This window comes from Oceanobacillus caeni (assembly GCF_042678465.1).
In the GTDB taxonomy this organism is placed as follows: Bacteria; Bacillota; Bacilli; order Bacillales; family Amphibacillaceae; genus Oceanobacillus; species Oceanobacillus caeni.
The window spans coordinates 123,473-136,223 of the sequence record NZ_JBHTKV010000003.1 but is presented as its reverse complement, the minus strand read 5'-3'; the positions used below and the strand labels follow the sequence as shown (position 1 = coordinate 136,223).

Below are 12,751 nucleotides of genomic sequence, written 5' to 3'. Positions count from 1 at the left end.
TTAATTTTATAGTACTTTTGCCTTAAACAAACCTAATTAACATACTAGAACTTTTCTTAGAAGGGATAAATATGCGCAAGGATAAACAACAGCAAGAGAAAAAAGGCGGTTGGTTAAAACAAAGTTCAAATATTAGTCTGGAGGAAGTAAATAATAGCGTAAAGATTCCAGCAAATGCTGGATTTTGGCGTAAATTTTTTGCATTCGCGGGACCAGGTTCCCTTGTTGCCGTTGGGTATGTTGACCCCGGAAACTGGGCCACATCGATTGCCGGCGGTGCACGGTTTGGATATACTCTATTGTCCGTCATTTTGATTGCAAATTTAATGGCCATTCTGCTACAAACTTTATCAGCTAAACTGGGAATCGTGACAGGTCGTGACCTCGCCCAAGCAACAAGGGACGCGACAGGGAAAAAGACAGCCTTTGTGCTATGGATCTTAACGGAACTTGCTATTATTGCAACAGATCTAGCGGAAGTAATCGGTTCAGCTATCGCATTAAATTTGCTGTTTGGCATTCCTTTGACGGTCGGGATTCTCATTACAACGCTAGATGTACTCTTACTTTTACTTCTGCAAAAAAAGGGGTTCCGGATAATCGAATCCATTGTCATCGTCCTAATGGTAACCATTTTCGGTGTCTTTGTATTTGAAGTGATTGCGTCCAAACCAGTTATTGCCGATCTCCTGGAAGGCTATATCCCTAGCAAGGAAATTGTGACAAATCCGGGAATGCTCTTTATTGCATTAGGTATACTTGGAGCAACGGTTATGCCACATAATCTATACCTTCATTCTTCCATTGTACAAACTCGCCAATACAAGCGGGACGATAATGGCAAGAAAGAGGCAATAAAATTTTCAGTTATGGATTCTACTTTTTCCTTAACTGTAGCATTTTTAATCAATTCAGCAATCCTAATTCTCGGTGCTTCTGCATTTCACGGCTTAGGTAGTCAAGTCTCCGAAATTGAAGAGGCCTACAAACTCTTAAGCCCAACAATCGGCGTAGGAATAGCAAGTACACTGTTTGCAGTTGCCCTGCTTGCTTCGGGTCAAAACTCTACCATTACTGGAACGCTATCCGGACAAATTGTAATGGAAGGCTTTATTCATCTCCGCATCTCACCGTGGCTTCGTCGGATCATCACTCGATTGATTGCTGTTATTCCAGCATTTATCATTACATGGATTGCCGGTTCTCGTGGAACAGCTGACCTTCTGTTATGGAGTCAGGTTATTCTAAGCCTACAGCTGCCATTCGCCATTGTACCCCTTGTTCTCTTTACAAACAGCAAAGAGAAAATGGGGATTTTCGCCAACAGTAACTGGGTAAAGGTTCTAGCTTGGATTATCACAGGTGTCATTATCGTATTAAACATTTTTCTTGTCGGTTATATTATCGTGACAGGACATGATTTAGGATAAAGAAGACTTCCATTAGTGGGGGATTCCCTTCATCCCCCACTGAAGGTTAGTTGCACTTATCGAGTCTTTACGACCTACCTTCTTTGTTCCCCAGAAGCATGAGGTGGGGTAAAATCATTATCTATTTCCAAAAATTAGCTTAGAAGGACAAGAATCCGGGTCCCACCCCATATCTTTCCATATATTTCGTGCTGCTTTTCTCGTCTTTTCTATAATGACTTTTCCGCGTTCCTCTGAGTAGTCGTTTGATGAAATACTTACTCCGATTGCCGCAATTGTATTCCCATTCCGATCATAAATTGGAAAAGAGAATCCCATCGTATTTTTAAAATGCTCGGAACGACTAAAAGAATAACCTTGTTCTCTAATTTTGCGAATTTCCTCTTTTAATTCAGCTACATTACGAATCGTGTTTTTTGTAATTTGTTTTATCGTTACTTTTTCAAGATATGAATCAATGACTGCATCATCCATAGCCGCTAGTAATAATTTCGGTGCCGACCCAGCATAAAGAGGAGATCTTCTACCTTTTTCAATGACTAAACGAACCGGTTTGGTGCTATCTATTTTTTCTACATAGACAGCCTCTTCTTTTTCTACTACCGTCAAGTGAACAAGTTCATTTAATGTTTCATTTAGCTCCATCATGTGCGGTAAGGCTATTTTTCGATATTCAATTTGCTCATTTACGTAATTACCATATTCCAACAGTTTAAGACCTAAGCGAAATTTAACATCGTGACTAGTATTCTTCACCTTTACCACTAACCCTGTTTCTTCTAATGATGATAGGAGGCGAAACACGGTCGTTTTGGGTAAACCAGACAATTCTACTAACTCGATAAGGGATAATTCAGCTTTTGTAGAGAAACAATCTAATATTTTTATCGCTTTTACAAGGCTCTGGCTCATACGGATTACCTCATTTCTTTCCTCTCCCATTGTATAAGGTGATAAAGGAGACTTTCATCAGAAGTTTTTTCTTCATCCCAACTGATAAATTAGAAAGCATCCATCCCCTTCATGATCAATTGTTTTTCATTCGCAATCGTAGGCACCCTATCCCCATTCAATACCTTTAAGAGATTTTCCACAATTACTGTTGATGTAGTCTTGGCTGCCTCCTCGCTAATTCCACCTATATGTGGTGTTACAATCACTTCTTCTAATTCAAAAAATGGATGGTTAGGTGAGGGAGGTTCTATCGAAAAAACATCCATCCCCGCACGGAGAAACTGCTTTTTCTTTAGCGCGTCCGCTAGATCCTTTTCGTGAATAATTCCACCGCGTGACGTATTAATCAAAACGGCACTTTGCTTCATCAGATTGAAATATTTTCTATCGATTAACTCATACGTTTCATCGGTTAACGGGATATGTAAACTAATCACATCACTTTCACGAAAAACCTTTTCCATGCTTTTAGTAAGTTCTACCCCTATTGTATCTGCGTTCTCCTGTCTTTCGGGTTTTATCGTACGAACATAAGCAGTGACGTCCATATCAAAACCAAGCTTCATGATTTTCGCTACCTTTTGAGCAATCGTCCCAAACCCAATCAACCCAAGTTTCTTCTTATGAACTTCTAGCGTATATTTTCCGTCACGATAATTATAATTTCCTTGTTTCGTTTCTTGATGAAAGGCTACGAGATTCTTCATGGTTGCTAAAATTAAACTTACTGTATGTTCTGCTGTTGCTTGACTATTAAGTTTTGGTGCATGTAATACTTTAATTCCTTTTTCTGTTGCATAGGCTACATCTATGTTATCAAGACCAACACCCGCTCCGGATATTGCCTTTACATTTTTACATGCATCGAGAATAGCTGGCGTAATTTGGGCAGGTGCTCTTAATATAATGCCTTCAACAGAATGATTCTTTAAAAAATGAATAATTTCCTTTTCATTAAAGTCAGCAAATTTAGTCACATTCGCTAAGCGATTTAATAATTTTTCCCCATCTGGATGATACATCGGGAGAATCTGAACAATATGTCTTTTCAGTTCGTTTTCCTCCTTTGATTTACGTATTCTTATTCATGAAAATTCTTCCCCTTCTCATTAGAAATCCGTAAAGGTTGTAAATTCCTCTATTTACTACCTAATTCATAGGAAGCTGGCAAAAAAATGCCAGCTTCCTCCCTTTTTATGGAAGATACTCAACTATAGTAGATATTCCTTGCCCCCCACCAATACATAGGGTAACAAGACCGTATTTCTCACCTCTACGTTCCATTTCATGAAGTAATTTTGTCATTAAGATGGCTCCTGTTGCGCCAATTGGATGCCCGAGGGCGATTGCTCCACCATTGACATTCACACGATTTATATCCATTTCCGCTTCTTTAATAACGGATAATGCTTGCGCTGCAAATGCTTCATTTAACTCGATTAAACCAATATCATTTATGGATAAACCACATTGCTTTAAAGCCTTTTGAGTGGATTCTACAGGGCCAATCCCCATAATTTCAGGAGAAACACCGCTAACTGCTTGAGCGATAATTTTCGCTTTTGGTTTCAAACCATACGCCTTCATTTTCTCTTCGTTCATCATTAATACTGCTGCTGCACCATCATTTCTGCCACTGGAGTTCGCTGCGGTAACGGAACCATTTTCTTTAAAGACAGGTTTAAGTGTGCTTATCTTTTCAACCGAAGAAAGTCGTGGATGTTCATCTTTTTCAAAAGAAATCGTCTTTTTACGTTCTTTTACCTCAAACGGAACGATTTCTTCCTTAAATTTACCTCCATTAATCGCTTGATCCGCTAATTCCTGACTACGATGGGCAAATTCATCTTGCTCTATCCGGGAAATATTATATTTTTCCGCTAAATTCTCTGCCGTTAGTCCCATTGTCAAATTCCCATATTTCTCCACTGGCTGTGAACACGGTTGACTTTCCGTATTTGGATCGAGCAGTAGCCCATTTCCTGCCCCGTAACCATAGCGTGCATTGCGAATATAGTACGGTGCAGTACTCATACTTTCTGCTCCACCTGCAACAACTACATCGGATAACCCCATCCTTAGTTGCATTTCCGCATTATTAATTGCTTGCAACCCTGACCCACATTGACGATGAACAGTGTAACCTGTAACAGATACAGGTAAATCAGCACGTAAAGCAGCTAACCTTGCTAAGTTTGATGTGTCCGCGCTTTGTTTTGCTTGTCCAAGAATGACCTCATCAACTGCAACCTCTGGACCATATCTTTGGAGCACTTCACGAATAACCTTTTCCGCCAAGTGATCGACGGGAACGTTTTTTAACGTCCCTCCCATTTTTCCAATTGCCGTTCGGACAGAGCCAATAATATAGGAATTCTTCATCATGATTTAACCTCTTTCTTCTTTAGACTTCGGATTAATTCACTTGCGATAATATTCCGTTGTATCTCAGAGGTACCTTCATAAATTTTCGTAATTCTTGCATCACGATAATATCTTTCAATCGGATAATCTTTCATATAGCCAATTCCCCCATGAATTTGTACCGCGAGATCTGCAACTTTATTGTAAACCTCTGAACCAAATAGTTTGGCAATTGCTGCCTCTTTCACGACACGTTGGTTCTGGTCTGTCATCCAAGCAACCCGGTAAGTCATGGAACGTAATACTTCAATTTGCATGCTAATTTCAGCTAACATATTTTGCACGCTTTGGATTTCTAGTATTGGTTTTCCAAACTGTTCTCGTTCGCTAGCATAGGACAAACAATGCTCTAGCAATCTTTCACATGAACCAAGGTTGCGTGCTGCTAAACCCGCACGACCATTTGCAAGAATCTTCAAGGCATTAATATATCCATTTCCTTCTTCCCCTAAGACATTCTCAGCTGGAACTTCCATATCTTCAAAAAATAGCTCTGCAGAATGGGAACCCCTTAGGCCCATTTTTTGTTCCACACTACCGAGTTTAAATCCTGGAAAGTCCTTTTCAACAATAAAAGATGTAATTCCTTTTGCTCCTTTTGAAGGATCTGTTACGGCCATCACGGTGAAAACATGACCATCTACGGCGTTCGTGATATAGTGTTTCGAGCCATTTAGAATGTATTTATCCCCTTTTCGAACTGCAGTAGTTTTCAGATTAGCAGCATTAGAGCCCGCACTTGGTTCGGTTAGGGCAAATGCTCCAATCCATTCTCCTGATGCCATTTTAGGCAAATATTTTTGTTTTTGCTCTTCTGTACCAAGTTCCACAATTCCGACAGAACCTATCCCAGTATGTGCTCCGATTAGTGTTGTATACCCGTTATGTGTCTTACCAAGTTCTTCATAGATAGCACATTTTCCGACCATATCAAGGCCAAGTCCGCCATACTCTTCTGGTATACTTAAGCTGAATAGCCCCATTTCTTTCGATTGTTCAACGATATGTTCCGGAATATGATCTTTTTCCTCGATTTCCATTGCTACTGGTTCCACAACTTCTCGCACAAATTTCCTTACATTCTCCTTTAAAAATTTAATATCCTCAGCAAATTCAAAATTCATATCCTGCATCTCCCCTTATTTATTTTGAAATTCAGCTTGCCTTTTTTCGATAAAAGCTGTTGTCCCTTCTTGCTTATCCTCTGTTCCAAAAGCTATCGACTGGGATAGTTTCTCTATCCATAATGCCGTTTCCATATCGAGGTCATAGCCTTTATGGACTGCATGCTTCGCTAATTGGATGGCGACTGGACCCTTCCTCATAATCTGACTAGCAACTTCTTCTATTTTTTCTTTCAATTCCTCACGCTCGACATAATAGGTAACTAGACCAATTCTTTCTGCTTCTTCACCATCAATCATTTTCCCTGTTAATATCATGTCCAGCGCCCGGCCTTTTCCAATGACTCTGGCAAGCCGTTGTGTCCCACCAGCTCCAGGAATAATTCCCAGATTCAATTCCGGTAAGCCAAACTTGGCATTTTTCGTTGCGATTCGTATGTCACAAGCTAATGCAAGCTCACATCCCCCGCCTAATGTATATCCATCAACGGCGGCAATCGTTACCTTGCTACAGTTCTCGATTTTCTGGTAAAGTCCTTGCATCCCCGGAACAAGTGCCTCTAGCGGTTTTCTGGCTTGCAACTGTTTAATATCCGCACCTGCAGCAAATGACTTCCCACCTGCACCTTGAACAACTATTACCTTCACATCTTGGCTTTTCTCCGCCTCATCTAATGCGCCTTCAATTTCGGCTAACATCTTAGCATCAAGCGCATTTCGTGCTTCAATTCGATTTAAAGTAAGAAAATAAATACCTTGTTGAATTTCCACGTCGACATAACTGACAGGTTCCATCCGTTTCCCTCCTAGCTATATTCATAGAATCCTTTTCCACTTTTCTTACCTAATCTACCTGCTTTGACATACTTCACTAAAAGTGGGCAAGGTCGATATTTCTCACCTAATGTTTCATATAAATACTCCATATTCCGTAATCGCGTATCAAGGCCTACTAGATCAGCTAGTTCCAGCGGTCCCATTGGATGGTTCAACCCTAGTTTCAGTGCTTTATCAATATCCCCTGCACTAGCCACGCCTTCCATCAACATGTTCATCGCTTCATTCCCAATTAAACAATTCATTCTTGATGTTACAAAGCCCGGAAATTCATTTACTTCCACCGATTCTTTATTTAATTTGGAAGCAACTTCTTTTACATAGGCGACCGTTTCATCCGATGTCTCCAAACCACGAATGATTTCCACTAATTTCATTTTGTGTACCGGGTTAAAAAAATGCATCGCGACAACTTTATCTGGTCGTGACGTTTGCGCACCAATTTCCGTTGGACTCATCGTGGAAGTATTAGTTGCCAAAATCGTATCTGGCTTACAAATTTGATCCAATTTCTTAAAGACATCAATCTTTAATTCTATTTTTTCTAATACAGCCTCAATGACTAGGATAGAATCTTTCGCTACTGTTTCAAGATCCGCTTCATAATGAATATTGCCTAAAGCATGTTGATAGACTTCCTCACGTACATATCCTTTTTCAAAACTAGTTTCTAACAAATGCGTAATATCCTTCTTAGCCCTTTGAAGGATCTCTTCACTAATATCATTTAGGAAAACGGTATACCCGGCAATTGCACAACTATATGCAATTCCTTTTCCCATTACGCCTGATCCGACTACGGTTACTTGATTCATTAATACATCTCCTTTGCATCTTCATATGTTTCTGTAATTAGTAGATCTTTTCGGAAGTTACGTTGGAATAGATATATAGCGACCATAATAATCACCCCAGCGACATCTGTATAAATTCCAGGAATGACCATTAGTAGTGAACCGATAAATAAGATGACTCTCTCATACCAAAACGAATGACGTAACAACCACCCTTCTATTGCGCATGCAATTCCAATAATCCCTATCGTTGCAGTGATGACCGATAGCAAAATTGCTGGTGCCGAACCAACTAATAAGAGTTCTTCCCCATACACGAATAGAAAAGGGACAATAAACGCTGCAAGCCCTAATCTTACTGCTGTTAACCCCGTCTTCATCGGATCAGAACCTGCAATCCCTGCTGCTGCGAAGGCCGCCAATGCCACCGGTGGAGTAATAGCTGATAATGCAGAAAAATAGAATACAAACATATGGGCAGCTAATGGGGATACTCCTAGTTCAATCAATGCCGGAATCGTCAATGGTACTTGAACTAGATATGCGGCAACCGTCGGAAGACCCATTCCTAAAATAATACTAGTAACCATCGTGAAAATAAGAGTTAAAATTAAAATCCCGCCCGATAGATCAATGATAATACTACTAAATTTCAAACCGATACCAGTTAAACTAATCATTCCAATAATTAGCCCTGCCGCTGCACAGGCTACTGCTGTTTCAAGGGATGCCTTAGCACCTAAATCTAACGCTTTAATAATCGTCTTAAATGAAAGTCTGCTAGCCTTACTAATCGCAGCAATTAAAACTGTTGCAATAATGGCATACAATCCTGCTTTCATCGGAGAACTACCAGCAACTAGCAAAACAACAATCAGTACAAGAGGAACAAAAAACATAAACCCCTTTTTGAATACTCCCCAAGTACTTGGTAACTTCTCTTTGTCCAAACCTACTAGACCATTCCGTTTCGCCCGTAAATCAACTTGAACATATAAGCATAAATAATAAAGTAGTGCTGGAATAATGGCCGCAATCGCAATATCCATATAAGGGACACCTAAATAGGCAGCGATAATAAAGGCGGATGCTCCCATGATTGGTGGCATAATTTGCCCACCAGTGGATGCCACCGATTCAACGGCCCCGGCAAAATCCTTCTTATATCCCGTTTTCTTCATTAGAGGAATCGTAAAAGTCCCAGTTGTTACCGTATTCGCCACGGCACTTCCAGAAATGGTTCCTAGAATAGAACTAGCAATAATTGCAGTCTTTGCAGGACCACCACGATATTTCCCCATTCCAGCAACAGACAGATCAATAAAGAACTGCCCTGCACCAGATACTTCTAGGAACTTCCCAAATAGTATAAATAAGAAGATAAACGTTGCGGATACGCCAAGTGGGGTACTAAAAACCCCTGTCACTGTATAGTACAAGTGATCAATGATCCACATCGTTGTAAATTCACGATGGGATAACGCACCAGGTAATAGATGCCCCCAGAAGCCATAAGCCAAGAAGAGTAATGCAAGAATGACTAGTGTATTTCCTATCACGCGCCTTGTTGCCTCAATCAGGACTAGACCGGCTATAATACCAAGTGCAATCTCGAATGGTGTCAGTGCTTCAATATAACTCATACGAGATTGAATCTCTTGGGCATTAAAGATAAAGTAGGAGTAAGATACGATGGTCAATAAAATTAAAATCCAATCATACCAAGGAACTCTTTCCCCTGATGAAGCTTTTTTACTAGGTTTATAGATAGCAAATACTAGAATCAAAGCAAATCCAATATGTGCGGATCGTTGCAAAATCGATTCGAATACACCAAATAATGCCGTGTAAAGATGAAAAATGGACATTCCAATGGCAACAATCGAAATAGCGGTACTAAAGGAGCCTTTTAAGTTTCTTACCTTTGCGTTGGGGATACCATCATCATCAAATTCTGAAGATGCTTGAGTCTCCGTGTTTTCAATTAAATCCTTTTCACTCATTTTTTCACTCTCCTTTCTTCGTTATATTTGTTTACTTCATGGCTCCAACTTCCTTGTAATATCTCTCCGCACCTGGGTGTAACTTACCAACATTATTTTCAACCGAATATTCTGGTGTAAAATCACTCATAATGGAAGAAATCGTTTCCCATGTATCACGATTCTCGAACATCATTTTTGTTAAATCATAAACTGCTTCTTCGCTCATTAAATCATCATTAACAAGTAATACCGTATAACCAGCAACGGTTCTCACATCTTCTTTTTGCTTCGGATAGGTTCCAGCTTCAACTGTATAATCTAGATATCCTTCATTTTTTTCATGTAAACCCGCAACAACTTCCTCATCAAGTGGGATTAAGCGAAGACCAAGTGTTGTATCTAATTCTTGAAAAGTAGAAACTGGTGCTGAAATCATCCCTGTTATTGCATCAATATGACCATCTCGTAATAAGTCCGCTGCTTCAGATGTTCCGACATATTCCACACCACCTAAATCATCGTAAGTCATATCGTGAAGCTCTAACACATCCAGAAAGGCAAGCTCCCCGCTATATCCTTTAATTCCCGGACTTACTATTTTCCCTTTTAAATCTTCAACCGTGTAAATATCCGAATCTGCACGGACAGCGATATGAAATACATTCGGATAGAGTGTTGCAACTGTACTGACATTATCAATTGGCTCTTCAAAAGCTGCAATACCATTTAATGCTTCTGGAACCGTTTGACCATTACTAAATCCTATATGGTAGACCCCTTGACCAAGCCCAAGTAAGTTAGAAACGGAGCCGCCTTCAACAATCGTAGTAGATGAATCCGGAAAAACTTCTGTCATGACATCCGCCATTGCGCCAGATAATGTATACCAAAATCCACCAACCGTCGCTGAGCCAAAAGTTATTTCGTTCGGCACTCCACTTTCTGTAGCTGCGGCATCCTTTCCAGCTCCATCAGACGACGAACAACCGATTAACATGAGCGACATAGCAGCCATACCTATAAACAAACCAAGTAACTTTTTCATCCTTTTCCTCCTTGTAATCTTATTTTTTAAGGGCTTTTAAAACTTTAAATTAACTTATTTGGTTATTTTTGAGGATGATATTTTCACATTGTCACATCCAAATTCAACTCCGGTTATTTCCTTTAGTTTCTCCATGCTAATATCCGATAAAATTTCAATTAATTCTGTTCCGGTATTGGTGAATTTAAATACTGCATGTTCAGTAACGAGTAAATCTGCTCTTCTTGTGCCACTACTAGGAAAAGTTAATTTATCGACAAGTTTTGATTTTCCATCCTTTGCTTGCAACGTGCATGCAATAATAATTCGTTTTGCGCCAGCCACAAGATCAATTGCCCCACCTACACCTAAAATGCTTTTTCCTGGGACTGCCCAATTTGCTATTTCACCATATTGGTCTACTTGTAAAGCTCCTAATACAGCTACATCAATATGACCACCACGTATCATTACAAACGAATCTGAACTGTCAAATAAAGAAGCCCCCTTCTCCATCGTAATCGGCTTCTTACTTGCACTAATTAAATCCATGTTTACATTTTCATCATCCGGAGTTGGTCCCATCCCTAATAATCCATTTTCGGATTGAAGGAATACTTTCTTCTCCCCAAGAAAATCCGGTATTAACGTTGGTATTCCTACACCAAGGTTTACAATTTGCCCCTCCGATAACTCCTCTGCTACACGCTTTGCAATTTTAATTCGTTCAGATTGACTCAACATATACACCGCCCTTCTTCACATATTTATTTAATACAACATGATCGACATAAACATGTGGTGTAACAATTTCTAAAGGATGCAAATCCCCTACTTCTACGATTTCATCTACCTCTGCAATTACTATTTCCCCTGCCGTTGCCATCACCGCGTTAAAGTTTCGTGCTGTGTGATCATATATAAGATTCCCTAGTGTATCCGCTTTCAAAGCTTTGATAATAGATACATCCCCCTTGATAGCTTGCTCAAGAATATACGTTTCTCCATCAAACACTTTTTGCTCTTTCCCGTCAGCAAGCGTAGTACCGATACCCGTCTTTGTATAAAAACCACCAATTCCTGCTCCTCCACAGCGAATAGCTTCAGCTAGTGTACCTTGTGGAACAAGTTCGATTTCAAGTTTTCCCTCTTTCCATGCCTCAACCGCATCTCTGTTCGTCGTAAAATAAGATCCTACCGCTTTCTTTAAATTACCAGATACTAACAACTTTCCTAGTCCTTTACCAACTTCCCCCAAATTATTGCTAACTACAGTTAGATCACGTATATTCGAATTTGCTAATTCATCTAGCAATGTAAGTGGTGTGCCAGATAAGCCAAATCCACCGACTAAAAGCGTGTCGCCATCCTTTATGTAGTTTAACGCATCCGAGCGATCAATTAATTTGTTCATAAGCCTTCTCCTCCCTGGAATGGTATACATTTAGCTTTTATCATCTTTCTACAACCAGAACTTTAATTAATGAGTTGGATTGTAGATATTCAATCCCCCTTCCACCTACTTTTTGGTCATTCCGTATTTCGGAATGAATATTCTGATTTATTATATTTAACATTCTAATTCAAATTTTCATAAAAATCAATAAAAATTTTTGGCGGATTTTGTAGGATTGATTTATTAAAGGAGGAATATGTGACCGCTAAAGCATTGCACACTGACAAAATGTTTGTATTAAAAAGTAAAAGCAGCCCCACTGTTACTAATAGTGAGAGCTGCCTTTTAAAACTTAAGGATCTTGAAGTTTTATTCTAGATTTATTGCAAAAGTAAACAAAATACATGTATAATATAAATACAATTATAATAAGCTAAAAATAGTCAGAGTGCTGCTAACACTCTGACTAGGCAACATACATGCCGCATGAAGAGCGGCTGACCTAAAGTATTGAAGTTTTATTTAAAAGTAGCCAATCTAACCTTTGGACTAGGGAGGACGGTTACTTTTTTCTTTGTAAGACTATCATCACAATAATTGTTACGGCTCCTATCAAAACAATGTTTGAAGTAAGTGCTATCATTATTGTGCTATGAACACCCTCTTTAGCAACATACATGCCGCAAAGAAGAGCGGCTGACCTTAGATATAAGTTTCAAAAAAGTAACTACCCATTTACCTTTGGTCGGGGCTGGGCAGTTACTTTTTTCTTTCTATGGTGAT

11 protein-coding genes are annotated in these 12,751 nt (G+C 39.5%); 1 reads left to right on the top strand and 10 read right to left on the bottom strand.

Features of this window, described 5'->3' with window-relative positions:
* Window positions 1-71 precede the first annotated feature (71 nt).
* Window positions 72-1,430 carry an Nramp family divalent metal transporter gene (locus ACFQ18_RS04155; RefSeq protein WP_204797723.1) on the top strand — a complete coding sequence of 453 codons (1,359 nt, stop codon included), beginning with the start codon at window positions 72-74 and terminating at the stop codon, window positions 1,428-1,430.
* A 117-nt stretch (window positions 1,431-1,547) separates the two neighbouring features.
* Here the strand turns inward: ACFQ18_RS04155 and ACFQ18_RS04150 are convergent, their stop codons facing one another.
* The 10 genes from ACFQ18_RS04150 to ACFQ18_RS04105 all read right to left on the bottom strand — a co-directional run bounded on the left by ACFQ18_RS04150 (window position 1,548) and on the right by ACFQ18_RS04105 (window position 11,986).
* On the bottom strand, window positions 1,548-2,342 hold the full coding sequence (locus ACFQ18_RS04150; RefSeq protein ID WP_047185950.1) for an IclR family transcriptional regulator: 795 nt from the start codon (window positions 2,340-2,342) through the stop codon (window positions 1,548-1,550).
* An 89-nt stretch (window positions 2,343-2,431) separates the two neighbouring features.
* Entirely contained in the window at window positions 2,432-3,406 is a 975-nt protein-coding gene (locus ACFQ18_RS04145) for a hydroxyacid dehydrogenase (protein ID WP_204797724.1), read from the bottom strand.
* A gap of 172 nt (window positions 3,407-3,578) precedes the next feature.
* Window positions 3,579-4,766 carry a thiolase family protein gene (locus tag ACFQ18_RS04140; protein WP_204797792.1) on the bottom strand — a complete coding sequence of 396 codons (1,188 nt, stop codon included), beginning with the start codon at window positions 4,764-4,766 and terminating at the stop codon, window positions 3,579-3,581.
* Window positions 4,766-5,932, bottom strand: a complete 1,167-nt coding sequence (locus ACFQ18_RS04135; RefSeq protein ID WP_145542928.1) for an acyl-CoA dehydrogenase family protein — start codon at window positions 5,930-5,932, stop codon at window positions 4,766-4,768. Before ACFQ18_RS04135 ends, ACFQ18_RS04140 begins: the two co-directional genes overlap by 1 nt.
* A 15-nt stretch (window positions 5,933-5,947) precedes the next feature.
* Window positions 5,948-6,727 carry an enoyl-CoA hydratase/isomerase family protein gene (locus ACFQ18_RS04130; RefSeq protein WP_145542926.1) on the bottom strand — a complete coding sequence of 260 codons (780 nt, stop codon included), beginning with the start codon at window positions 6,725-6,727 and terminating at the stop codon, window positions 5,948-5,950.
* Window positions 6,728-6,738: 11 nt separating this feature from the next.
* Window positions 6,739-7,584: a 3-hydroxyacyl-CoA dehydrogenase gene (locus tag ACFQ18_RS04125; RefSeq protein WP_047185946.1), complete on the bottom strand. Its 846-nt coding sequence runs from the start codon at window positions 7,582-7,584 to the stop codon at window positions 6,739-6,741.
* Window positions 7,584-9,566 carry a TRAP transporter fused permease subunit gene (locus tag ACFQ18_RS04120; protein ID WP_204797725.1) on the bottom strand — a complete coding sequence of 661 codons (1,983 nt, stop codon included), beginning with the start codon at window positions 9,564-9,566 and terminating at the stop codon, window positions 7,584-7,586. The genes ACFQ18_RS04125 and ACFQ18_RS04120 overlap by 1 nt, the downstream gene beginning before the upstream one ends.
* A gap of 31 nt (window positions 9,567-9,597) precedes the next feature.
* Window positions 9,598-10,593, bottom strand: a complete 996-nt coding sequence (locus ACFQ18_RS04115) for a TAXI family TRAP transporter solute-binding subunit (protein WP_204797726.1) — start codon at window positions 10,591-10,593, stop codon at window positions 9,598-9,600.
* A gap of 54 nt (window positions 10,594-10,647) precedes the next feature.
* Window positions 10,648-11,316, bottom strand: coding sequence for a 3-oxoacid CoA-transferase subunit B (locus tag ACFQ18_RS04110; RefSeq protein WP_204797727.1), 669 nt, complete (start codon window positions 11,314-11,316; stop codon window positions 10,648-10,650).
* Window positions 11,300-11,986 (bottom strand): CoA transferase subunit A, encoded by a 687-nt coding sequence (locus tag ACFQ18_RS04105; protein ID WP_060667711.1) that lies wholly within the window; start codon window positions 11,984-11,986, stop codon window positions 11,300-11,302. Before ACFQ18_RS04105 ends, ACFQ18_RS04110 begins: the two co-directional genes overlap by 17 nt.
* Window positions 11,987-12,751: the final 765 nt, after the last annotated feature.